Source organism: Risungbinella massiliensis (assembly GCF_000942395.1).
GTDB classification, from domain to species: domain Bacteria; phylum Bacillota; class Bacilli; order Thermoactinomycetales; family Thermoactinomycetaceae; genus Risungbinella; species Risungbinella massiliensis.
The window spans coordinates 650,782-674,425 of the sequence record NZ_LN812103.1; the positions used below are offsets into that span (position 1 = coordinate 650,782).

Annotated in this window: 21 protein-coding genes; 18 read left to right on the forward strand and 3 right to left on the reverse strand. The window is 40.5% G+C overall.

Going from position 1 to position 23,644, the window contains the following annotated elements; all coding sequences use genetic code 11:
• Positions 1-175: 175 nt before the first annotated feature.
• From VJ09_RS14390 to VJ09_RS17740, 4 genes are all read left to right on the forward strand, one after another.
• Entirely contained in the window at positions 176-1,141 is a 966-nt protein-coding gene (locus VJ09_RS14390) for a trypsin-like serine peptidase (protein WP_044642340.1), read from the forward strand.
• Positions 1,142-1,298: 157 nt separating this feature from the next.
• Positions 1,299-1,688, forward strand: a complete 390-nt coding sequence (locus VJ09_RS14395; protein ID WP_044642341.1) for a YciI family protein — start codon at positions 1,299-1,301, stop codon at positions 1,686-1,688.
• Between the two features lie 423 nt (positions 1,689-2,111).
• The gene (locus tag VJ09_RS14400; protein WP_044642342.1) at positions 2,112-2,975 is read left to right on the forward strand and encodes a hypothetical protein; all 864 of its coding nucleotides are present in this window, start codon (positions 2,112-2,114) and stop codon (positions 2,973-2,975) included.
• A gap of 58 nt (positions 2,976-3,033) precedes the next feature.
• Positions 3,034-4,011 (forward strand): ATP-grasp domain-containing protein, encoded by a 978-nt coding sequence (locus VJ09_RS17740; RefSeq protein WP_187118721.1) that lies wholly within the window; start codon positions 3,034-3,036, stop codon positions 4,009-4,011.
• A gap of 714 nt (positions 4,012-4,725) precedes the next feature.
• Here the strand turns inward: VJ09_RS17740 and rpsT are convergent.
• The gene (rpsT, locus tag VJ09_RS14410; RefSeq protein ID WP_044642343.1) at positions 4,726-4,986 is read right to left on the reverse strand and encodes a 30S ribosomal protein S20; all 261 of its coding nucleotides are present in this window, start codon (positions 4,984-4,986) and stop codon (positions 4,726-4,728) included.
• Positions 4,987-5,162: 176 nt separating this feature from the next.
• Between rpsT and gpr the strand changes: the two genes are divergently transcribed.
• On the forward strand, positions 5,163-6,269 hold the full coding sequence (gene gpr, locus VJ09_RS14415; protein WP_407689993.1) for a GPR endopeptidase: 1,107 nt from the start codon (positions 5,163-5,165) through the stop codon (positions 6,267-6,269).
• A gap of 92 nt (positions 6,270-6,361) precedes the next feature.
• Here the strand turns inward: gpr and VJ09_RS14420 are convergent, their stop codons facing one another.
• On the reverse strand, positions 6,362-6,733 hold the full coding sequence (locus VJ09_RS14420; protein WP_044642344.1) for an EthD domain-containing protein: 372 nt from the start codon (positions 6,731-6,733) through the stop codon (positions 6,362-6,364).
• Positions 6,734-6,999: 266 nt separating this feature from the next.
• Here VJ09_RS14420 and spoIIP point away from each other — a divergent pair, with 266 nt between their 5' ends.
• The 13 genes from spoIIP to VJ09_RS18990 all read left to right on the forward strand — a co-directional run bounded on the left by spoIIP (position 7,000) and on the right by VJ09_RS18990 (position 22,446).
• Positions 7,000-8,121 carry a stage II sporulation protein P gene (spoIIP, locus tag VJ09_RS14425; RefSeq protein ID WP_044642345.1) on the forward strand — a complete coding sequence of 374 codons (1,122 nt, stop codon included), beginning with the start codon at positions 7,000-7,002 and terminating at the stop codon, positions 8,119-8,121.
• Positions 8,122-8,280: 159 nt separating this feature from the next.
• The gene (locus tag VJ09_RS14430; protein WP_044642346.1) at positions 8,281-8,652 is read left to right on the forward strand and encodes a hypothetical protein; all 372 of its coding nucleotides are present in this window, start codon (positions 8,281-8,283) and stop codon (positions 8,650-8,652) included.
• 180 nt (positions 8,653-8,832) lie between these two features.
• Entirely contained in the window at positions 8,833-10,650 is a 1,818-nt protein-coding gene (gene lepA, locus VJ09_RS14435) for a translation elongation factor 4 (RefSeq protein WP_044642347.1), read from the forward strand.
• A gap of 63 nt (positions 10,651-10,713) precedes the next feature.
• The gene (gene hemW, locus VJ09_RS14440; RefSeq protein WP_044642348.1) at positions 10,714-11,859 is read left to right on the forward strand and encodes a radical SAM family heme chaperone HemW; all 1,146 of its coding nucleotides are present in this window, start codon (positions 10,714-10,716) and stop codon (positions 11,857-11,859) included.
• A gap of 92 nt (positions 11,860-11,951) precedes the next feature.
• Positions 11,952-12,989: a heat-inducible transcriptional repressor HrcA gene (hrcA, locus tag VJ09_RS14445; RefSeq protein WP_044642349.1), complete on the forward strand. Its 1,038-nt coding sequence runs from the start codon at positions 11,952-11,954 to the stop codon at positions 12,987-12,989.
• Positions 12,990-13,042: 53 nt separating this feature from the next.
• On the forward strand, positions 13,043-14,581 hold the full coding sequence (locus tag VJ09_RS14450; RefSeq protein WP_044642350.1) for a TCP-1/cpn60 chaperonin family protein: 1,539 nt from the start codon (positions 13,043-13,045) through the stop codon (positions 14,579-14,581).
• Between the two features lie 16 nt (positions 14,582-14,597).
• A complete protein-coding gene (gene grpE, locus VJ09_RS14455) occupies positions 14,598-15,254 on the forward strand; it encodes a nucleotide exchange factor GrpE (RefSeq protein ID WP_052807426.1) in 657 nt (218 codons plus the stop codon).
• A 41-nt stretch (positions 15,255-15,295) separates the two neighbouring features.
• The gene (gene dnaK, locus VJ09_RS14460) at positions 15,296-17,137 is read left to right on the forward strand and encodes a molecular chaperone DnaK (protein WP_044642351.1); all 1,842 of its coding nucleotides are present in this window, start codon (positions 15,296-15,298) and stop codon (positions 17,135-17,137) included.
• Between the two features lie 125 nt (positions 17,138-17,262).
• Entirely contained in the window at positions 17,263-18,381 is a 1,119-nt protein-coding gene (gene dnaJ / locus VJ09_RS14465; RefSeq protein WP_044642352.1) for a molecular chaperone DnaJ, read from the forward strand.
• Positions 18,382-18,824: 443 nt separating this feature from the next.
• Positions 18,825-19,763 (forward strand): 50S ribosomal protein L11 methyltransferase, encoded by a 939-nt coding sequence (gene prmA / locus VJ09_RS14470; protein ID WP_044642353.1) that lies wholly within the window; start codon positions 18,825-18,827, stop codon positions 19,761-19,763.
• Between the two features lie 16 nt (positions 19,764-19,779).
• On the forward strand, positions 19,780-20,514 hold the full coding sequence (locus VJ09_RS14475) for a 16S rRNA (uracil(1498)-N(3))-methyltransferase (RefSeq protein ID WP_044642354.1): 735 nt from the start codon (positions 19,780-19,782) through the stop codon (positions 20,512-20,514).
• Between the two features lie 13 nt (positions 20,515-20,527).
• On the forward strand, positions 20,528-21,874 hold the full coding sequence (gene mtaB, locus VJ09_RS14480; protein ID WP_044642355.1) for a tRNA (N(6)-L-threonylcarbamoyladenosine(37)-C(2))-methylthiotransferase MtaB: 1,347 nt from the start codon (positions 20,528-20,530) through the stop codon (positions 21,872-21,874).
• Positions 21,875-22,317: 443 nt separating this feature from the next.
• Positions 22,318-22,446 carry a hypothetical protein gene (locus tag VJ09_RS18990; protein ID WP_267904314.1) on the forward strand — a complete coding sequence of 43 codons (129 nt, stop codon included), beginning with the start codon at positions 22,318-22,320 and terminating at the stop codon, positions 22,444-22,446.
• Between the two features lie 282 nt (positions 22,447-22,728).
• Here the strand turns inward: VJ09_RS18990 and VJ09_RS14500 are convergent, their stop codons facing one another.
• Entirely contained in the window at positions 22,729-23,601 is an 873-nt protein-coding gene (locus VJ09_RS14500; RefSeq protein WP_044642359.1) for a diacylglycerol/lipid kinase family protein, read from the reverse strand.
• Positions 23,602-23,644: the final 43 nt, after the last annotated feature.

Sequence of the window (23,644 nt, forward strand, 5' to 3'; positions counted from 1 at the left end):
ACCTAAAAGAAATAAGTAGATGTATTTTAAATAAACGGTTGTATATTGCGTAAAATTTTCCAAGCTAGAGATTGTCTGGTAAACATCTGATTTAGGAAGCTATCAGAGGTAAAAGAATGAATTTATCATACTCGGATAAGATAACAACAATTACTAAAGAAATAGGTGTTTGGTCATGACAAATAATATCAACTTAAGTACCCGTGAACATAGCTTATGGGAAGGGAAAAATAAAAAGGTAGAAACAGAAACAAGGGGACTAGAGTTATTAGTGGGAGATAATAATCTTTTATCAATTAGCTTTTTAAAACGAGGAATTGAAAGATCAAAAGCAGTTGCCCTAATCAAATTACCCAATGGATGGGCTACTGGATTTCTGGTTTCGAAAGATTTGTTGCTTACAAACCATCATGTATTTCCTACAGCTCAAGCTGCAAATGAATCTCAAATAATTTTTAACTTCGAAAACGACATTTATGGAAATCCTGAACCTGTTGATATATATGTTGGGAATTCAAACGATTTTTTTTGGAGCAATGAAAGTCTAGACTATGCTCTGGTTAAAGTAAATAAACGAAGTAACTTAAATGTTATTGAAAATGTGGATTATACAAATGCACTAGGACTTACTGATAAAGTGCAACCAGGAGAACGTTGGGGATTTATTTCCCTTATATCACAAACGAATATAGGAATTAACCAAAGGGTGAATATCATTCAACATCCTAGCGGCAGGATGAAGGAGATAGCTCTTCACGACAATCGTATAACAGACATAAATCCAAACCAAACAATTATTAAATATACAACAGATTCAGAGCCGGGATCTTCAGGATCTCCTGGATTTACAGATACATGGGATCTAGTATTTCTACATCATTCTAGTGGTGATGTAGATGCAAATGGTATATGCACTAATAATGAGGGAATTTTGATTTCGGCGATTGTGAATGATTTAATTCAATCTTTAAAGGATGAAAAAGGTATGCAAATTCTATTCGAATTAGGGATTGCTGGAGTTAAAGAATTTTCTTATGGCTCTTCTCCAGCATCAAATTCGCCAGATTTAAAAATTACTCGCTCCGATTTTGAGTCCTTTAATAACATTAACTACAATGTTCGCGTGATATTGAAAGAGTAGGAATGGTAAAGAGGGATTATTTGTTGGTCTAAAAAGGGGGTATTTTCTATATATTCCAAAAAATATTATGTTTGATAAGTGTATAATATCTCAACGTATGAGGGAGGTTAATAAAAGAAGTTAAACAATTTGATGATATAAAAGGAGGAATTTTAAAATGAGTTTATTAGTTAAAGAGGGAGATAAATCGGATAAAACAGGTGACGGTTCGAAGTTCGAGTCCTTAACGTTAAGACCGGGTGGAGATTATAATATAAGCCCTGAAAAGCGGTTCTATATTGGGGTTTTCAGTGAAATCAAGAGTATGGACGGAAATAATCAAAATTTAATTAACCAACATTTAGCATATCATCGAAGCCTATGGAATGAGGGAACTTTAGTATTTGCAGGATCGTTCGTAAAAGGTGATCGAGCTTTGCTTGTAATTGCGGCAGAATCAATTGAGAAGGCCGGAGAGATCATTAAGAGAGATCCTATTTTCCAAGCTGGTTATTATGGAAAAGTCGATGTTGAAGAGGTTAGAGGATTCGATCCAAAAACACTTTGACCCCTTAGAATAGAGGGATCAATACGGGCTATAGTCTGTTGATGCTATCCATTTCTAATGGGGGAATTTCTATAAAGACTGGTTGCTCGGATAAGTGGAAACGGTAGTACCTACAGGGTTGACGGGAGAACGTCTCGTCAACCATAGCTTCTTATAAAACTGATTGTCATCTTTATTTTTCAACAGTTCTGTAGTTTCCTACAGATTCCTTTACGTATTCCCTTCTTAAAAACGGATGATTCCTGCTTCAGATATAGCTTTTTGAAGGAGATTTGAATCTTAATCAGGATTCGATTGAGGGGATTTTAGTGAAAATCAATGTTGTTTCCTGAAGTAGGTTTTTGGCATTTACTGATAAGTACCTGAAGCTTTTAGTTCCCTTATTCAAGTTCATCACTTGAAAGATCTGTTAGGGGGAGAGACATGAAGTTAATATTAGGTGATAAATTCAATGAAACTCTACAGTTGATACATGATTATCTAATGGAAAGTAATAATGAGCAGGTCGTGTGGCTTGAATGGAAGGACATAATAAACGAATTGGTCATTAATGATTCCATAAATGAGAATGGTGTAACTGTAAGATGGCGTTATCGGGAAACCGAGATCTCTCTTGAGTGCATCACGGGTGTACTAAACTTCCTTTCCTATCCTGAGATATCATTGTTTAACGACTTCATAGAAAGGGATCGCGAATATGCGCTTGATGAGTTTCACTCCTATCTCGTGTTTGCTCTTAATCAATTTACGAATGTTATAAATCCCCCATGGGGAGCTAGTATATCTGGATATTGTCATAGTTTACCGTATCAATGGAAGTTTGTTGAACAAAATGGTGGGAATATAAAAGTTCCTCGAGCTTTTTTTGGTCTGATGAAAGATGTGCCCGATGATCTTATTCTAGGATACAACACAATCGTATCGGATAACGCTTTTGATGGTCGATATTGGAAAACGGGACTATCACAAGACTCAGTGGGTGATGATCACTATCTTTTTTATCAGCGACCACGTGGAAATCCTTTCCTAGTTACTGTTATAGGTAACCATATGTGGGTTCAGTCACTTGCTCAACCTATTTGTTCAACTCAAGCCCTGGAAAAAGTTAGTCATCTATGTCAAATTCTTATGGAGCACTCTCATCTACAATTTGCCGAGATACTTTTTTTCTTTGATGAACAAGACAACCAATATACATTTGGAAGTATTCATCCTTTTATGGATGTAAAAAAAATACCTAGCGATAAAATCTCTGATTTTTTAGAAGCTGTTTCGGATACGTTATAAAGTACTCGTTTTAATTTTTTGGATTTCAGCAACAAATAGTAAAGTTATAGGTGGTGAAATGATGCAAAAACGGTGTTTTATCACTCCAGTATTACGGCCAAACGTAGCGGGTAATAACTTAAAAAGGCGGGAGTGGCCGATCAATAATGAAGATAATGTAATCGAAATGGGAAACATTCCACCTGCAATAGTAATCATTGCGTGCGAGGGAGATGGAACTGCTTCGTACTTTCAGAACTTTGTTCGTCAGAGTGGTTATCCAGTTGAGACGGTGTATCTCGAAGATCGCGTACTGGTTAGTGAGTTCATTCGTGATATTCAAATTAATACGTATCAGAGAAACTATCCTGGGATTTATTATAGAGGTGGGTCAACTGATGATTCCAAGTTCAATGAGATTATGGGAGTTATGCATGATTTGCTAACATTTTATCCAGGAGTAGTTATCAATCGACCCTCTCGGCTTCCCCTCAACTATTCGAAACCTCTTCAGATGTCGGCTATCAATAGCTCAAAAAGCCCGGTTATAAAGGCGATCCCAACTTTTTTGACTAATCTTCGGGATGAGATTACAAAGTTCCCAGTGGAAGAAACGATTGTAAAGTCTATCAGTGGTATGCGTTCAAAAGTAGTTGATCTAACTGATCAGAGGTTGCAACATAAGAAGGATTTTTTTGATTGTCCAGTCCAATTACAACCAAAACTACAAGGTATCAATATTCGAGCTCATGTATGTAGTGAAGCCGTTTATGCTGTACGTATCCACACAGATTCAGTAGATTATCGATATGGAGAGGAACTAAGTATGAATTTGGTTGAACTTCCTCAACCCATCGTATCTTGGTGCGTTCAGTCAGCCAAAAGAGAAGGTTTGGAATTTGCAGGAATCGACCTATTATATCAAGAGAAGAATGACAATTATTGGTGCTTTGAAATTAACCCAATGCCAGGTTATTCCTATTTTGAACAATATGTCATTGATTCAGGAGAAGAGCCTGTTATTTCTAAATGGTTATTACAGCGACTACTTAGTTAATTATAGGTGGTCCTTGGTAATAATATACTTATTAGTATCAATATAGCTTGTTGCATTAATCCAAGTTAAACGTAGGCGCGCCGCCGGTTTTCCCGCTTATGATTTGCTCCGGCTTGCTATCGCTCATAGTCGCATCTCAAAAGGGGAAAACCCCTGGCTTAGGGCTAATTATGCAACATGCTCTCAATATTAATATAAGATAAAATCGATTATAGATAGTTTGTAGGTTATTTCAGATATATTTTCTAAAAATTCAAACTTATATGTATATTATACAAGTTTCAATGAAAAAGAGGCAATTCTATTTGATTACTGATCAAGATAGACCATGGAGAATGTATTCATGGTGAGTGATGTTGTTATGTACTGAAAGCCAAATTGTGGATTAGATAAAAATTAACAAGTAACATCCCCCAACCTATAATGATGGATGTGCCCTATTTTTTGATCAAAGATACAGGATGTAGTGTATAAAAGTAAAGCTAAGAGCTGTTAAAACTCCAAAGTGAACTGCTTTCCATATTATCAATCGACCTATTTGTAATAAGATAAAAAATACAGGATATGCACTCCTACATATCCTGTTTCTGCGTATAGAAGAGTGATAAAAAAACTGTACTACTTGGGTTGCGTTGTTATTAGAAGGAGAGGGAAAAGGCATGCAAAAAGCCGTCCACAGATAGAGGTGAGACGGCTTGAAGACGTTTATTCAACTTACATTGCTTGAAGTTTCGAGGTGAGGCGAGATTTTTTACGAGCAGCAGCATTTTTATGGATAAGACCTTTGGTTACTGCTTTATCCAAAGAACGAGTTGCTTCTTTCAATAGAGCAGCTGCTTGATCTTTCTCTTGACCCTCAACAGCTACCAAGAACTTTTTCACAGCAGTACGCATAGCAGACTTTTGAGCTGCACGGTGTACACGGCGTGCTTCGTTGGTTTTCGCGCGTTTGATTGCGGATTTGATGTTAGCCAATCTTTTCACCTCCTAAGGTGTCTTTTATTTACCGATTCCGGTTGAATAACAAGCTACATTTTAGCATGCACCCTATGAAAAAGCAAGGAAGGGCTGTACGGAAAAAAACATGTTTTTCCATGAACGGGTAAGACTAAAGAAAATGATTGTTAGGTTGAAAAAGGGTGGTCAACTTTATGAAGGAAGAAATGAATCAAGATACAATGGATCTGTCATCATACTCCATTCGTACCGATTTAGCTAGAGAAGCCCATGCTATGGCTCTGGAAAATCGTCCTAATCAGAGTAATATCCCAGGTGTTCATATTAAAGAATGGGAAGAAGATGGAATCCTAACAAGTTGGATTGAAGTAGAGGATAGTAACGCGGCGAAAGAATTGGGAAAGCTCCCAGGTAGATATCTCACGTTAGAAATACCGGCTTTGCGTAGCTTGGATTCCAATTTGGAAAAGCGAGTCTCTCAGCACTTCGCAGAACAATTCAGCCAATTTTTAGAAGAAGTAGGGATCGGATCAAATGACAAAGCGCTTTTGGTAGGTCTGGGAAACTGGGATGTTACTCCAGATGCGATAGGACCCGAGGTGATCAAACATACAATGGTTACCCGTCATCTGTTTGAATTAGCACCAGACCATGTGCAAGATGGCTATCGTTCTGTTAGTGCGATCTCACCTGGGGTATTGGGGATAACAGGGATTGAGACAAGTGAGATTGTTTATGGTGTGGTGGAAAAGTCCAAACCAGACTTTGTCATTGCTTTTGATGCCTTGGCATCTCGCGCCTTATCACGGGTCAATACGACAATTCAGGTGGCGGACATTGGTATTAATCCAGGATCTGGAGTAGGGAATAAGCGAAAACCTTTAAATAAGGAAACACTCGGTATTCCGGTTATAGCTATCGGTATTCCAACAGTAGTGGAAGCAGCTACCATCGCCCACGACACCATTGATTTTGTCTTGAAATATATCTCTCGAGAGATGCAAGGAATCAAAGGAAATCCACTTGATCCCCATAATCAACCGAGTGTCCAACAACTAAATAGTCTAGACGTGTCTAATGAAACCAAAAATCGAATGATGGGTATGGTAGGAACATTGGAGCCCGAAGAAAAACGCCAGCTCATTCGTGAAGTGCTGATGCCTCTTGGGCAGAATTTAGTTGTCACTCCAAAGGAAGTAGATGCCTTTGTAGACAATATCGCGAAAACCATTGCGAATGGGATGAATTGTGCCTTGCACGAAGCTGTTACAATGGATAATGTGGCATCACATGTAAAATAAATTAAGAGAACAAACTCAGTAGTAGATTTCATCTAAGGAAAAAGACCATTTTCTGTTCTTGATTGGACGGAAATGGTCTTTTTGAATCTAATTTATTTAGATTGAGTGGTACTTTGTTTGGGAGATGAATAAACCCTTGCTCTAGCAGTAATGGTGTGCTCCTTTCCTACAAAGGCTGCCATATTTTTTCGATAGGTTCCGAGAATTTTAATCAATTCTTGTCCTTCTGGAGTCATCGTTACTTGTTTTACAGATTCTGGAGAATCGTAAAATGTTTCAATAATAAATTGGACATCTCCCATATCAAATGGTTGGTCTTCTGGATTGGTATTTGTTAGGGCAGTTATTCTCATTTGTTGGACGCCTGGAAGATCCAGCATACGTGGCATTACTTCTTGAACATAGAATCGCTGGAACTTTTCTACATCTTCGAGCCCTTTATAAATTCCGATAGTTTTAAACATGCTACCTCCCCTTAAAATAATTATTTTTTTGATTATGTTTTAATTATAAACTTTCTTTCAAGAAAAAGAGAGACTAGACAGGAATCACCTAGCTTGAACTACCACCAAACTCTAATAACATAAGCTATTATCGAAATAATTTATAAAGATTAACTCTGATAGATTGTGATAAACACTGTTAATCTTATTTTCTCTTAATCTATCGTTCTAACTCTCGTAACTCTCTCATAAGCTCTGATAGAAATAGTTAGTGGATGGGGGAGAATATGAAAAAGTATTGGGGATTTCGTACATGGAATATATCGCATCATCGGGTGCGTCGTATGTTTGTTTTCTTAATGTTAGGAACTGCCAGTATGTTTGCCATCGCTGGTGGGATCGCTATGCTCCAAGCCAAAAGTGTCACCCATACCCAACTTGGAAATGTAACCTCTCATCTTACAGCCAAAACGTTGATTATGCTGATGGCGGAGGAGACTCCTTACTTGAAAGATCTGGTAAAAACGCCTGATCCCAAAGGGGTTATAACGAACCTGGTACTGGAAGTAGCTACTAGTATCGATCCAAGTGATCCACGAACCTTTTTGGGACGGGAGCTCCCGATGTTTGCTTTATTTGATACTCGTATTGTAACGGCAAGTGCTGATGCTGACTATACCAATATACCGATAGAATCACCACCGCCACCTGAGATTGAAGAGCAGATTAAACAATCCCAAGAAGAGACCAAACCGACACCCCCACCTGTTGAGACTTCGCCAGGAAGGAAACGAGTCTTTATTTATCATTCACACTGGTGGGAATCGTATCTTCCTGAGTTGAAAAAGAGCAATCCAAATCAAGCTAGTGATGTGAACATTAATATTATGTCTGTTGGTAATCATATGGCAGATACATTCCAAAAGTTAGGAATAGGAACACAGACTACTACCAAACCGAAGACGGGTTGGAGTGGTGCTTATCTTCATTCCCGTAAGTTGGTGGTTGCCGCACTTCAACAACATGAGGATATTCAGTATCTAATCGATATTCATCGAGACTCTAAGAGAGGAGATAAGACAACTATCACCATTAATGGAAAAAAGATGGCTAGAATGGCATTTGTGGTTGGGAAAGATAGCAAATATTACAGCCAAAACCTCCAATTAGCCAAGGAATTATTCCAAGAGATTAATCGTCGCTATCCAGGATTATGTACAGGTGTGTATGAAAAAGCCAAAACTGGTGGCAATAATGGAGAGTACAATCAATCTCTGTCGACGGGTGCCATGTTAGTAGAGGTAGGTGGAGTAGACAATAGTTTTGCCGAAGCCAAAGCATCTGTTGATGTACTTGCCAATGTCATCGCAGATAGAATCCATCAAAATACGCCGCTGGTGAAGAAGTAGAACTCGAAACAAACTTTGAACTACGAAGAGAATTTGGATCTAGGGAGCGACTAAGTCAAAAGTAGCGGAGCTTCATCCATTTTCTCTTAAGGTCAAAAGGAATGAAATAGTTTTTTGACTTTGGTATTGAACTATCTTTGATAGAAGGAGGTAGGGTTTATGCGTCTTGCAGTACAAGCACTCAGTATTGGAATTGCTCTTGTGTTAGGAATGTTGTTTGGGATGGATTATGCAGAACAAGAAAAAGAACCCCAACAACAGACAGTAGTACCTACATTAAGTCAATCAGGCTCTAACCAAACGATCCAATTAACTCCTACTACTCAAGGGAAAGTAGAGATTACGGTAGTCGATCAACCAGGATCTTCTCAGATCGTACAGGTAGGTCCCCAAGAAAAAGAAGTCCATCAAGACAAACAGAATCCTGATCTAGGTCCAATGAAGAGCAGTACACTAGGTGAGGTTACTAACTCGATTGGAATGGGACTTAGAGGACAAACAAGAAAAATGTTGGAGGAAATCTTCAACTAGAATCTTCTAATAAGAGCCTGTTTGCCTTTCTGGTGGATAGGTTCTTTTTTGTGGAAGAGAACTATTGGTCATTATTCCTATCGAGAACCCCATTGATGGAAGTTTCCCTTTATTGAAGCGAGGTAGTTTGGCTGATATAATGAATCGATGCAGTTTGCTCGTTTTGCAGGAGGGAATTTAATGGAGAAACTAGAAAGGCAGAAAAATATCCGGAACTTTTCCATTATCGCACATATCGATCATGGCAAATCTACCTTGGCAGACCGGATTTTGGATGCTACCGGAGCACTTTCTGATCGTGAAAAACAAGATCAATTTTTAGATAAAATGGATCTAGAACGTGAACGTGGAATTACCATTAAGCTACAATCCGTACGTCTACCTTATAAGGCGAAAGACGGAAAAGAATATATTTTGAACTTAATTGATACACCAGGTCATGTGGACTTTACCTATGAAGTTTCCCGTAGTTTGCAAGCTTGTGAAGGAGCAATCCTCGTAGTGGATGCAGCTCAAGGGGTCGAGGCACAAACCTTAGCCAATGTTTACTTAGCTCTAGAAAATGATCTGGAAATCATCCCTGTTATCAATAAAATCGACTTGCCTAGTGCAGAACCAGAACGAGTGAAGCAAGAGGTAGAAGATGTGATCGGAATTGATGCGAGTGATGCGGTACTTGCCTCAGCTAAAGCAGGGATTGGAATTGTAGATATTCTAGAACAGATCGTAGAAAAAGTACCCGCTCCCGAAGGCGATCCAGATGCACCACTTAGAGCGCTGATCTTTGATTCCTATTATGACGCATATCGTGGAGTAGTTGTCTACCTACGGGTCGTCGATGGCTCGATCAAAAAAGGCACTAAGATGAAAATGATGGCAACGGGAAAAGTGTTTGAAGTGACAGAAGTAGGTTCGTATGCACCACATCCTATGGTAATGGATGAGTTGACTGTTGGGGATGTAGGATTTGTCGTGGGCAATATCCGAAACGTAAAAGACACTCGTGTAGGGGATACCATCACCGATGCGAATAACCCAGCAGCAGAGGCCCTCCCAGGTTATCGCAAGATTAATCCAATGGTATTCTGTGGAATGTATCCAGTGGAATCTTCCGATTATGATGATCTGAGAGAGGCTCTTGAAAAGCTAGAGTTAAATGACTCTTCCCTTGCCTATGAGCCAGAGACGTCTAGTGCTCTCGGATTTGGTTTCCGCTGTGGATTCTTGGGACTTCTCCATATGGAGATCATCCAAGAACGAATTGAGCGGGAGTTTAATATTCCGCTGATTACCACTGCGCCGAGCGTTGTGTACCATATTTATCAGACGGATGGTAATAAGTTAGAGATTGAAAATCCAAGTCTGATGCCACCATCACAAAAGATCGAAAAAGTAGAGGAACCATTTGTAAAGGCAAGCATCATGGTACCGAATGATTATGTTGGTACAGTAATGGAGCTTTGCCAGATGAAACGTGGTCAATATATTGATATGCGGTATATTGACACCAACCGAGTTAGTATTGTCTATGAACTTCCGTTAGCGGAGATTGTCTATGATTTCTTCGATCAACTAAAATCGAGTACCAAAGGTTATGCATCCTTTGATTACGAATTGATTGGACATAAAGCATCAGATCTAGTCAAGCTCGATATTCTTCTCAATGGCGAAGTGGTGGATGCCCTTTCCTTCATTGTTCACCGAGACAAAGCGTATCATCGCGGACGGATTTTGGTAGAGAAACTAAGAAAACTAATCCCACGTCAAATGTTTGAAGTACCGATCCAAGCGGCAATCGGACAAAAAGTGATTGCACGGGAAACGATTAGTGCGATTCGGAAAAATGTACTCGCCAAATGTTATGGTGGAGATATCAGTCGGAAGCGGAAACTCCTTGAGAAACAAAAAGAGGGGAAAAAGCGAATGAAATCTGTTGGAAGTGTGGAAGTGCCACAAGAAGCCTTTATGGCAGTTCTTCAGATGGACGACGAGAAGTAATAATATGATCGATTAAAAGCCGAAAGTGGGAAGTTCACTATCGGCTTTTTTGTCAGGAGGAGAATGGTGAAACCAAAAGCAGTCTATATTCATATTCCATTTTGTAGTCACAAATGCCATTACTGTGATTTTACCGCCTATGTAGTGGAGGGTCAGCCAGTCGATCAATACTTAATGGCACTCGCTAAAGAGATGGAGATCAGTACGAAAGAAACACCACCAGCAGAGATTGAATCGATTTTTGTAGGAGGTGGGACCCCAACGATCCTGACCCCTACTCAAATGGCTACCTTTTTAGAATCGATTCGTCGATATTTCCCAAACTGGAGTCCTAACATGGAGTTTACGATGGAAGCAAATCCAGGTACGGTAAGTCGTGAGTTGCTCGAAGTGATGAAAAAAGGAGGAGTGAATCGCCTCAGCTTTGGAGCGCAGACTTTTCGGGAAGATCTATTGAAACGGATTGGACGAATTCACGATGCATCAGAGATCGAGCAGAGTATCTATCTTGCTAGAGAGGTAGGATTTGAGAACTTATCGCTAGATTTAATGTTTGGTCTTCCTACTCAGACAGTAGAAGACATTCACCAAGCAATAGAGCGTGCGCTTACTCTTAAACCAGATCATTTCTCTTGCTATAGTCTCAAGGTGGAGGAAGGGACTCTTTTCCATCATTTATATGAGCGAGATCAGTTGCCACTTCCTAGTGAAGATGTAGAATTTGCGATGTATCAAGAGATTCGTAAGATTCTCCCAGCATACGGGTATCTTCAATATGAAGTAAGTAATTTTGCGAAGCTAGGCAAAGAGAGTGTCCATAACTCCACGTATTGGAAAAACGACCGCTACTATGGTCTAGGAGCCGGTGCACATGGATATGTTGGAACAAGAAGACATTCTAATTTAAAAGGGATTACTCCTTATATTGAAAGGTTAGACAAAAATGAGTTACCGATTCAAGATCAGTACGATGTAGATGTATTCGAAGAACAAGAAAATTTTATGATGTTAGGCTTACGTTTGATGGAGGGGATTTCGCCACAAAAATTTCAAAAACGGTTTGGCGTATCGGTAACAGATGTATATGCAGAGGAAATGAAGAAGTTGGTGAACTTGGGTCTGCTAAAAGTGACAGAAAATCGTATTTTTTTAACTGAGCAAGGTTTAATCTATGGAAATGAAGTATTTGCTGAGTTCCTGAGAAGCTGAAGCGTTGACATAAATACGTTGATTTTGGTACTTTAGTGGTAGTATTTTAGCACTCGGTTTGTCGGAGTGCTAACAAGGAGGGAAGCAGGCAGATGTTAACGGAACGACAAAAACGGATCTTATGGGCAGTGATTGATGACTACATTCTAACAGCAGAACCCGTGGGTTCCAGGACCGTTTCTCGTAAAGATGGGGTTGGTTTTAGTGCTGCAACAGTTCGAAATGAGATGGCAGACCTAGAAGAAATGGGTTACCTAGAACAGCCACATACATCTGCCGGTCGTATCCCATCACAAAAAGGATATCGCTTTTTTGTAGATCATCTGGTTACACCCCAGATATGGAATAAAAAAGAGCTCACGCGGTTACATGAGTTCTTTTCGTCGACTACTGGGACGGATCATCTAGAAGAGGTGATTCAGCATACTTCTGGGCTTCTTTCTCAAATGACCAATTATATGGGAGTTGTTATGGGACCGAAGTTCGAGGAGAGTTCTCTGAAACATCTTCAGATCGTTCCGATCACTGAACGGTTAGCGGTAGCGATTCTTGTTACCAACAGCGGTCATGTCGAACAACGAAAAATTGTGGTGCCTGACGGTGTAACGGTGCAATCTATGGAGAAACTAGTCAACTTTCTCAACTTCCGTTTACAAGGCATTCCACTTAGACAGCTGAGTAAACGAGTTGCAATGGATTACCAAGAGGAATTAAAGTATCATTTGGATCAATTGGAACCTATTCTCTTGATGATGCAACAAATATTTCAACACTCACAAGAAGAACGGCTTTTTATGAGTGGAGCTACTCGAATGCTTGATCAGCCGGAATTTCAAGATGTAGATAAATTAAAGACCATTTTGGATTTAATAGAAGAGAATAATACAATGATTCATTTGATGGAACCAACCATTGAAGGGGTTCAGGTTCGAATAGGGTCCGAACTCTCTTTGCAAGAGATGGATCATATGAGTTTCATCAGTGCCTCTTATTACTATCAAGGAGAGGCTGTTGGAACAATTGGTGTACTAGGTCCCACACGCATGAATTATGCGCGGGTCATTGGTCTCATTGATTTAATGTCAAAAGACTTTTCGAATCGATTGAATGTGCTAGTGGATGGCAAGTAAGAGGAGGGGACAAGAGTTCCCCTCTAATGTATAGGTAGAAAGGGAGGAAGCCAGTGCCTGAGCGCGAGTATTTTCAGACAGAAAAAGGAGAGGCACGTTTAGCAGCTTTGGAGAGTAATGCCAAAGCGGTGCGGGAAGTGGCTTCTGCTGTTGAATCTACATTGGGACCAAAAGGGCTAGATACGATGCTAGTTAGCCCCAGTGGAGAAGTAATCGTTACCAATGATGGTGTGACGATTGTCGATCGTATGGAGGTCAGCCATCCTGCATCTCGAATGATCGTACATGTTGCCAAAGCCCAACAAGAAGATATGGGAGACGGTACTACCACCGCTACTTTACTCGCCTCAGCGCTAGTAGAAGAAGGGGTAAAGCAAGTAAAGAACGGTGTTCCCGTAGCAAAAGTAATCGCTGGCATAGGGCGTGGTATCCAATTTGCACTCAACCGCTTGTCAGACAAAGCTAGACCAATCTATGAACTAAATGATGAGTGGTTACAGCGAATTGCTTTTACTGCTTCCCGTGAGAATGAAGACATTACTTTAGCAGTGATTGAAGCGGCTCAAATGGTCGGCAGAGATAAGCTGCTGGAGAAAAATTTCAAGCTATCTGATTCGGTGGTAGCACATCCGAGAGCAGATAGTGGAGTCTTCATGGGTGTGATGATTAATGGAAGCAAAACAAGTCATCAGATGCCTTCCACGAAAGAAAATTCCAAAGTCCTTGTTTTAACGGATGGATTAGAGGCGGAGAATGTAACAGATTTTGCGCTTCAGACGGAATTTGGCTACAATAAACAAGAGCGTTTTCGTGAGCAGTTTTTGCATGCGATTGAAAATCTCGTTCATCTAAATGTCGGCCTGATTCTTACATATAAAGGCATTGATCCGCTAGCAGAAGATATCCTTTCTGATTCAGGAATTATGGTAGTCTCCAATGTTTCTGAATCAGAATTGCTTAAAGTAGCAGAACACACCAACGCTCGTCCAATTAAACGGAATAGTCTCTATAAAACAAGAGAAGAGATTGCTTCATATCTTGGATATGCAGCACTCATAGAAGATGATGACATGCTGGAGAGTGTTCGAATTACTGGAGGTACTGGAAAACCTGTTGCAACAATATTGGTAAGCGCATCTACGGAAGAAGTGGTAGAAGAACGTGAACGTATTACCAAAGATGCTGCAGCTGCCGTTCAAGCAGCAGTCAAAGCAGGGTATGTACCTGGTGGAGGAGCAATGGAACTAGCTCTTGCAAGAGAGGTAGAAAACTTCCGAGACAATATCCAAGGTATGGAGCGATTTGGAATCTCGGCTGTAGCAGAAGCTCTCCAGCGCCCCATGACACAAGTGGTAGCAAATGCAGGATTTAATCCACTAGAGAAGATTGAGATGGTAAAAGCCTATCAACTCAAGCGGAACTCGGACTCTTTTGGGATTGACTGTGATCGTGGTACAGTAGCGGACATGGTAGAAATGGGAGTAGTGGACCCATTATTGGTTAAATTCCATGCTTTGCGTGCTGCTGGAGAAGTAAGTACTGCTATTTTACGGATCCACACGATTGTCAAGATGAAAGATTCCGAAACCTGATTAAGGAGGCGATAAAGTGAGTGACCAAAATATGCAGAAGAAACAAGAGTTGGATATAAAGGAATCATTGGATCAAGACGCCTCTGTACATAATGAGGACCAAGTGAGTTCCGAAAGTAGCTTTTCTTCCGAAGAAGTCTCTGTTGACGAATCTGCTCTCAACCAATTGATTCAACAATTAGAAGAAAACAAGAAGCAGGTAGAAGCCAACGAGAGACAGATGGAAGAGATGGAAAAGCAAGTTAATGAGATGTATGAACAGTTTATGCGTGCTAGAGCAGATTTAGAGAATTATCGGCGCCGTGCGAGAAAAGAGAAAGAAGATGCGATTAAATTTGCGAAAGTGCCAATACTGGAAGCACTTCTTCCTGTTCTCGATAATTTTGAGCGTGCGCTGGATGCTTCGGATCAGACTCAAGAAAGTAGTTCTGATGCCAAAGCAATTCAACAAGGGATTGAGATGGTGTATCGTCAATTGATCCAAGTCATGCATGATCAGGGATTGGAAATGATTGATGCAGTTGGCAAACCATTTAATCCGCATGAACATAACGCAGTAATGCAAGTTACGATTGATGATGTGGAATCTGGAATTGTAGTGGAAGAGTTACAAGCTGGATACCGTTATCAGGATCGAGTGATTCGACCTACGATGGTGAAGGTTAATAGTTAATAGATTAAGATGATGATTTTAAATAGGAGGATTCGTTCACGATGAGTAAGATTATCGGTATTGACTTAGGTACTACTAACTCTTGTGTAGCATTTATGGAAGGTGGAGAAGCTGTTGTTATTCCTAACGCAGAAGGTGGTCGTACAACTCCTTCCGTAGTAGGCTTTTCCAAATCACAAGAACGTCTAGTTGGGGAATCGGCTAAGCGTCAAGCGATTACGAACCCTGAAAAAACGATTAGTTCAGTAAAACGCCATATTGGTACAGGGCACAAAGAAGTAATTGATGGGAAATCGTATACTCCACAAGAGATTTCCGCAATGATTCTTCAAAAATTAAAACAAGATGCAGAAGCTTATCTTGGTGAGCCTGTGACCAAAGCAGTTATTACGGTGCCAGCTTACTTTAATGATGGACAACGTCAAGCAACCAAAGATGCAGGGCGGATTGCAGGTCTCGAAGTTTTACGTATTATTAACGAGCCAACCGCAGCAGCACTTGCTTATGGACTCGATAAGAATCAAGAGCAAAAAATCTTGGTATTCGACTTGGGTGGAGGAACTTTTGACGTTTCTATCTTAGAAATGGAAGAAGGGTTTTTCCAAGTTATTTCTACTAGTGGTGACAATAAGCTAGGTGGAGATGACTTCGACCAAGTTATCATCGATTATTTGGTAAGTGAGTTCCGTAGAGAAAATGGAATTGATCTTCGTAATGATAGTATTGCAATGCAACGTCTGAAAGACGAAGCAGAAAAAGCCAAGAAAAATCTTTCTGGCGTATTGAGTACTACCATTTCTGCTCCATTTATTACAGCGGATCCTGAAACAGGACCAAAACACTTAGAAATCACATTAACTCGTGCGAAATTTGAAGAACTTAGTGCTAGTCTAGTAGAACGCACCATGATTCCAACACGCCGGGCAATGGATGATGCTGGTCTATCTGCTTCCGATATTGATAAAATTGTACTTGTAGGTGGATCAACTCGTATTCCAGCAGTACAAGAAGCAATTCGTAAATTGACTGGAAAAGAGCCTAGCAAAGGCGTGAACCCAGATGAAGTAGTAGCAATGGGAGCCGCCATTCAAGGTGGAATTATCGCTGGTGATGTAAAAGATGTAGTCTTGGTAGACGTAACTCCTCTTTCCCTCGGGATTGAGACAATGGGTGGCGTATTTAACAAGATCATCGACCGCAATACAGCGATTCCAACAGAGAAATCTCAAATTTATTCCACTGCTTCTGACAACCAGACGGTAGTAGATATCCATGTGTTGCAAGGGGAGCGCCAAATGGCGGCGGACAACAAGACCTTGGGTCGTTTCCAACTCCATGACATTCCACCAGCGCCACGTGGAATCCCACAAATCGAAGTAACATTTAAAATCGACGTGAACGGGATTGTAAATGTTTCAGCGAAAGACAAAGCAACAGGTAAAACGCAAAATATTACGATCCAATCTTCTAGCGGCCTATCAGATGAAGAGATTCAACAAATGGTTCGTGATGCAGAGGAACATGCAGAAGAAGACAAACGTCGTCGTGATGAAGCAGAACTTAAAAATCGTGCAGAGCAATTGATCTTCACTGCTGATAAAGCAATGAAAGAATTGGCTGAGAAAGCAGATCCTGCTGAGTTAGAGCGTGCCAATGTCGCTAAAGAAGAGCTACAAAAAGCTCTAGACGGTGGAAATCAAGAAGAAATCCGTCAAAAACTAGAGGACCTAGAACAAAAAGTCCAACAACTTTCCGTGAAGTTGTATGAAGAAATGCAACAAAAAGCTGCTGATGCAAAAGCAGATGCAGAAGCAGAAAAATCAGGAAAGAACAGAGAAAATGTTGTGGATGCAGAATTTGTAGATATCGAAGAAGAGAAATAAAACGATATACTGATAATGAGAAATAAGGGGAGTAACACTCCTCGGCAAAAAGTCATAGTCGAGGTTTTCCTTGACTATGACATCTTTTGCTTTATTTATGCATGGAAGGAAGAGGAGGTGATCGGGTGAGTAAAAGAGATTACTATGAAGTCCTAGGGATCAACCGAGACGCTGGCGCAGACGATATTCGAAAGGCTTACCGTAAACTAGCTCGAAAATATCATCCTGATGTAAACAAAGAATCTGATGCAGAACAAAAGTTTAAAGAAGTCAAAGAGGCATATGAGGTTCTAGGGGACGAACAACAAAGAGCTCGCTACGATCAGTTTGGTCACACAGAAGGACCTTCTGGATTTGGTGGTGGCGGTGCAGGTTTTGATCCGTCTGATTTTGGATTTGATATTTTTGATATGTTCTTTGGCGGATCAAGACGTGCTAATCCAAATGCTCCAAGACAAGGTTCTGATCTTGAAACAAGAATGCATGTGGAATTCCGTGATGCAGTATTAGGGAAACAAAAAGAAATTATCTTAGTAAAACCTCAAAGTTGTGATGATTGTGAAGGAACAGGTGCAAAATCTGGAAGTGAGCCAGAGACTTGTTCGATCTGTCAGGGGAAAGGACAAGTGGAAACAGTTCAAACTACTCCATTTGGTCGAATCGTCAACCGTCATGAGTGTCGAAACTGCCGTGGATCTGGAAAAGTAGTTCGCGATAAGTGTTCTACTTGCGGTGGTTCTGGGCAAGTGAAGCGCAAGGTTCGAATTCCGGTTAACATTCCACCTGGTATCTCCGATGGGGATCAAATTCGTATTCCAGGCGAAGGAAATCCTGGGGTGAATGGAGGACCTCCTGGAGATCTCTATGTTACTGTCTATGTGAAAAAGCATGAATCATTTGAGCGTGATGGTTATGATTTAGTTTGTGAAGTAAAACTTAGCATGGTACAGGCTGCTCTAGGTGATGAGATTGTGGTTCCAACCATTGACGGTCGTGCTAAGTTAAAAGTTCCTGCTGGTACTCAGACTGGTACAGAGTTCCGTATGCGTGGCAAAGGAATAGCGAGAACCAAGGGATACGAAGGAGATTTACGGATTCGCGTGATCGTAGAAACTCCTACGAACCTTACGGAAGAGCAAAAAGATTTGCTACGGGAGTTCCATCGTTCAAACGGAGAATATGATATTCACGAACAGAATGATAATTTTTTTAATAAAGTAAAAAAAGCGATTAAAGGCGAATAATAGCAATAGAAGTGACCGCCCATTAGGGAACGGGGAAACCGGAACCGACAAAAGGGCGGTTCCTTTTTGTATAGAGGAAAGACTAGGAAAATGGTGAGTTTGGATATAGCTTCGTTTGTAGCATAATGAGAGAGACGAACTATATCGAGGTTACGTTTGGTTAAAATGGTGTTTGCATTTCATTGATAGCTTATTACGCTATAGAGGCAATTAGCTTCTAAAACATCTCTGTTTTTTGGAGGCAGGTAGTTCATTCTCCTTTCAATGAGTCGTGTAAAGAAAGTATTTGAAGGCAATCAGCTTGGTTACGGAATTAAGGCTTGCTGAACAAAAAGATCTTTCCTAAATGTTGGAAGTGTTAGTTAAAGTGAGTCATCATGTTAGGAAATTGGATTACTAGAGAATCCTCCTTACTGTTACGATTAGAAACGAGGAAGAATCATATGAAATGGACGGAAGTTTGCGTACATACCAATGCAGAAGCAACAGAAATGGTAAGTTTCCATCTGCAAGATCTTGGTGCTGAAGGAGTTTCGATCGAAGATCCAGAGGTTCTACAACAAGACTGGACGCAAGGATATGGAGAGATTGTAGCACTTAATCCAGCCGATTATCCGACGGAAGGGATCCGCATCAAGACATATCTAGCTGAGATGGTAGATATAGAAGCTTTTTGTCGAGAATTACAGATGAGATTAACCGATTTAAAAGGGATGGGAATCGATCCAGCACCAGCAACCATTTCAACACAAGAAATAGACGAAGCTAGCTGGGCGAATGCTTGGAAACAATACTATAAACCAGTACGAATCACAGAGAAACTGACAATCCAGCCAGTCTGGGAAGAGTATGTTCCAGAGTCGGAAGAAGAGATGGTAATTCGACTCGATCCTGGTATGGCGTTTGGTACAGGGACACATCCTACTACATCACTTAGTATGAAACTACTGGAAAAGTACCAACCTGAGGGTGCAAGAGTAATCGACGTTGGATGTGGAAGTGGAATTTTAAGTATTGCTTCTGCCCGTTTGGGAGCAAAGAGTGTACTAGCACTGGACTTGGACCCAGTTGCAGTCCGCAGTAGCAAAGAGAATATTGCTTTAAATGAATTAGAAGAGACGATTTCATGTCGACAAGGAGATCTGTTAATAGGGGTCTCCCAAAAAGCTGATCTAGTAGTATCTAATATTTTAGCGGAGATAATTGTTCTCTTTACACACGATCTGCCAAGAGTGCTAGAACCAGGTGGAACCTTTATCGCCTCAGGAATTATCGAAGAAAAAGAAGAATTGGTATTGCAGTCGCTTCGTGAGGCAGGAATAGAGGTGGTGGAAACGATCTACCAAGAAGGTTGGGTAGCGATCGCCGCAAAAAAATGGTAAAGTAGGAAGGGTCTATATGCAGCGATATTTTATCGAATCAAAGCAAATTCAAGATGATCAGATTCTCCTAACTGGTGAGCCGTATCACCATCTCATCAAGGTATTACGGTCGGAAGTAGGAGATCGATTTCTCTGTTGTGATGGGCAAGGTATGGATTATCTTGCCGAAATAATAGATATTTCTCCTAATACACTTGTTTGTCGAGTGATAAAAAAGACTCCTTCTGAGGGAGAGCCAGTGGTGCAAGTAACGGTGGCACAAGCTCTCCCGAAAGGAGATAAATTAGAATGGATTTTACAAAAGGGTACGGAGATTGGAGCTCACGCTTTTCTTCCCTTCTCTTCTCAACGAACCATTGTGAAATTGGAACCCAAAAAAGAAGCGAAGAAGCATGCTAGATGGCAAAAGATTATTGCTGAAGCCGCAGAGCAAGCACATCGTGGACGGGTTCCGGAGCTTCTTTCCCATCACAGTTGGAAAGAGCTAATTCAGTGTTTCTCAGAATATGGGGAAGTCTGGATCGCCTACGAAAAAGGAGGCATGGGGCTTGCTCCTGCTTGTGAGCAGTCGAAAGGCTCTAGCATTTTATTGGTGATCGGTTCTGAGGGTGGTTTTTTGGAGGAAGAGATAGAGGAAGCAGAAGCACATGGTGCCAAACGGATTACGCTAGGAAAGCGGATCTTGCGTACTGAGACTGCTTCTCTTTGTGCTCTTTCCGCTATCTTTTTTGCGAATGGCGAAATGTCCTAGGGGGTGAACAAAGATGAATCGTATTGCCTTTCATACACTAGGTTGTAAAGTGAATTCGTATGAAACAGAGGCTATGTGGCAAGTCTTTCAAAAAGCAGGTTATGACAAAGTAGACTTTGAGAACGAAGCGGATGTCTATCTAATCAATACATGTACGGTAACCAATACAGGGGATAAAAAGAGTCGCCAAGTGATTCGTCGTGCGATTCGTAAAAATCCTGATGCTGTGATCGTGGTTACGGGTTGTTATGCACAAACTTCGCCAGCAGAAGTGGCAGCCATCCCAGGGGTAGATGTAGTAGTTGGTACCCAGGGTCGGGATCAGTTAGTAGAGTATGTAGAACAATATCGCAAGGAAAGACAACCGATTAATGCAGTAGCAAATATTATGAAGCAACGTGAATACGAAGAGCTAAACGTACCATCTTTTTCCGATCGGACTAGAGCATTCCTCAAAATCCAAGAAGGATGCAACAACTTCTGTACTTTCTGTATTATTCCTTGGGCCAAAGGACTATCTCGTAGCCGTAAACCGGAGAATGTACTAGCAGAAGCACGTAAACTAGTGAATGCAGGATACAAAGAGATCGTCTTAACAGGGATTCATACTGGTGGTTACGGGGATGACTTTGAAGACTATAAATTAGCTGATCTACTCTGGGATCTAGACAAGATCGAAGGTCTCAAGCGCATCCGAATCAGCTCGATTGAAGCAAGTCAAATTGATGATCGGATCATTGAAGTGCTAAATGCTTCCGAAAAAATGTGTCGTCATCTGCATATCCCGCTACAAGCAGGGGATACGGATGTCCTAAAACGGATGCGTAGAAAGTATACAGCGGATGAGTATCGAGAAACGATCTTGAAGCTCCATCAAGCGATGCCAGATGTAGCGATTACGACAGACGTAATTGTTGGATTCCCAGGAGAGACAGAGGAGCAATTTGAAACAGGTTACCGTTTTGTTGAAGAACTTGGCATGTATCAGCTACATGTCTTTCCATACTCCAAACGTACTGGGACACCGGCTGCTCGTATGACGGATCAGGTACCAGATGAGATCAAACATGCGCGTGTTGCTAAACTGATTGAACTATCCAAACGTCTCACCAAACAATATGCTGAGAAATTTGTTGGAGAAGTATTAGAGGTAATTCCAGAGCACCCACTGCGTCAAGATCCAGAGAGTGGATTATATGTAGGGTATGCTGATAATTATCTACAAGTAGCATTCCCAGCGACAGAAGACATGGTTGGAAAAGTCTGCCGTGTTCGAATTGATCGTGCTGGTGATGAGACTTGTATTGGTACCTTTGTACGTGTAGTGGATGAAGTGCCACGTCCGGCTAAAGCAGTTTAATAGAATCAGAATGGATAACATAACAGAATGTCTATCGAAAAAGATAGATATTCTGTTTTTTATTGAATTTGTTTTGAAAATTATAAAAAATTTTTTGGAGTTTGTTTATTATTAGAAATATACGGGAACTGGGAATCAAGTCAGATCCCAAAGGAGGAGAGATAACTGAATAGAACAGTTAGTATGAGATGGATTATAATTTTTACTATTGTTGTAATTGGTTGTATGCATTTATACACTTATCTTGATAGGATGCTGTTTCTTTCGAAACTAGAAGGTACTATTTACTATTTGAAAGAGAATAAACAGAATGGTTTGATTGAATTATATAAGTCAGACGCATCTTTAACAAATGAGACTCTCATGAAGGAAAAGAAAATTCAAATAATAATATGATATCTTTTTATGTAGATCCAGAGTCCAAAATAATTAGGTTTATTGCTATGTATGAATCTCATTGGTCTACTTATGAGATAAAAGAAGACGCAAAAGAAGCAACTCTCCTATCCAAAAAAGAAGATTCATCGATTCCTGATGATCCACTTTATGTAGGTTATAACATTTCGAAATAGTGCAAATGCCAATTAAGTCGCCATTCCCAAATGATAAGTATGATTTATATTTTATATTGGTAGATGATTTGCTTTTTACAAAGATATTTACTGGAGATAATGGAATAGGAATGCGTATTGAGGAACGAGACTCTGGAAAAAGTGTTAAATATATAGATACAGACGAAGTAATATACGATATTCAATTTCTTAAATAGAAATAAATGAACCCTTTCCAAGAACAAACGGAAAGGGTTATGTGATTTATGGATCTTTTCATATGAGAATAGCTATCAGCTATGTTTATAATATTTGCAACGACTTGGGCAATATCTCGATCTCAATTGGAGTCTTACCGATAATCTCCCCATCAGCATGGATAACAAGCTCCCTATCTGCGGCGATTTGGATACTTTTTCCTTTGTAAAATGAGACAGCTGGATTATTTACATGCGCACCACGATACACGAGTGGGAACAAAGCGAGCAAGCGCAGTGGAGAAAGTCCACGAACACAGGCTACATCAAGGAGTCCATCTGTCTGATCTGCCTCTGGACAAATACGCATTCCGCCTCCATAGGTTGGTAAGTTGCAAATGGCGGCCAACCAAGCATCAGAGATAGTTACTTCTGTACCATCTATTGTGAAATATAAGTTGGTTTTCTGATAGCGAGTGATATTTCGTAAGACCCCAAGTGCATAAGCTAGACTCCCAAAGCGTTTTTTCCAGTTAGATTTGGTGACCAGTTCTGCCACTTCTCCATCAAATCCAACACCAAAGTTACAGACTGCTACCTGATCTCCAAAAGAGAGAATATCAATAGATCGAGTTTGGTTATCTAAAATGCGTTCTAATGCTTGTACCGGCTGCATGGGAATTTGGTTGCTAAGGGCAAAGTCATTTCCTGTACCAGCTGGAATATACCCAAAAGGAATACCGCTTTTCCACATACCATTGACCACTTCGTGTACGGTTCCATCGCCTCCGATTGCCACGATCTTGTCCACATCAGTCCGAATTGCTTGCAGTTTGGCAATGACGGTAGCATGCCCCTTTGATTCGGTGTAGAAGACTTGGTAGGGAATAGACAATGAGGTCAATTTTTTTTCTACTTCACTCCAATGTTGTGCTCCTTTGCCTTTTCCGGCATTGGGATTCACAATAAATGAGATCATGCTATTCCATCCTCCATTTTCATAATTGTTATGCTTTTTAAAC

Excerpts from the sequence above, each read along its gene's own strand:
- prmA (WP_044642353.1), top strand. The coding sequence starts at position 18,825 with ATGAAATGGACGGAAGTTTGCGTACATACCAATGCAGAAGCAACAGAA.
- hrcA (WP_044642349.1), top strand. The coding sequence starts at position 11,952 with ATGTTAACGGAACGACAAAAACGGATCTTATGGGCAGTGATTGATGAC.
- dnaK (WP_044642351.1), top strand. The coding sequence starts at position 15,296 with ATGAGTAAGATTATCGGTATTGACTTAGGTACTACTAACTCTTGTGTA.
- spoIIP (WP_044642345.1), top strand. The coding sequence starts at position 7,000 with ATGAAAAAGTATTGGGGATTTCGTACATGGAATATATCGCATCATCGG.
- mtaB (WP_044642355.1), top strand. The coding sequence starts at position 20,528 with ATGAATCGTATTGCCTTTCATACACTAGGTTGTAAAGTGAATTCGTAT.
- VJ09_RS14395 (WP_044642341.1), top strand. The coding sequence starts at position 1,299 with ATGAGTTTATTAGTTAAAGAGGGAGATAAATCGGATAAAACAGGTGAC.
- VJ09_RS14400 (WP_044642342.1), top strand. The coding sequence starts at position 2,112 with ATGAAGTTAATATTAGGTGATAAATTCAATGAAACTCTACAGTTGATA.
- hemW (WP_044642348.1), top strand. The coding sequence starts at position 10,714 with ATGGTGAAACCAAAAGCAGTCTATATTCATATTCCATTTTGTAGTCAC.
- lepA (WP_044642347.1), top strand. The coding sequence starts at position 8,833 with ATGGAGAAACTAGAAAGGCAGAAAAATATCCGGAACTTTTCCATTATC.
- VJ09_RS14430 (WP_044642346.1), top strand. The coding sequence starts at position 8,281 with ATGCGTCTTGCAGTACAAGCACTCAGTATTGGAATTGCTCTTGTGTTA.
- VJ09_RS14390 (WP_044642340.1), top strand. The coding sequence starts at position 176 with ATGACAAATAATATCAACTTAAGTACCCGTGAACATAGCTTATGGGAA.
- VJ09_RS17740 (WP_187118721.1), top strand. The coding sequence starts at position 3,034 with ATGATGCAAAAACGGTGTTTTATCACTCCAGTATTACGGCCAAACGTA.
- VJ09_RS18990 (WP_267904314.1), top strand. The coding sequence starts at position 22,318 with ATGTATGAATCTCATTGGTCTACTTATGAGATAAAAGAAGACGCAAAA.
- VJ09_RS14475 (WP_044642354.1), top strand. The coding sequence starts at position 19,780 with ATGCAGCGATATTTTATCGAATCAAAGCAAATTCAAGATGATCAGATT.
- gpr (WP_407689993.1), top strand. The coding sequence starts at position 5,163 with ATGAAGGAAGAAATGAATCAAGATACAATGGATCTGTCATCATACTCC.
- VJ09_RS14500 (WP_044642359.1), bottom strand. The coding sequence starts at position 23,601 with ATGATCTCATTTATTGTGAATCCCAATGCCGGAAAAGGCAAAGGAGCA.
- VJ09_RS14420 (WP_044642344.1), bottom strand. The coding sequence starts at position 6,733 with ATGTTTAAAACTATCGGAATTTATAAAGGGCTCGAAGATGTAGAAAAG.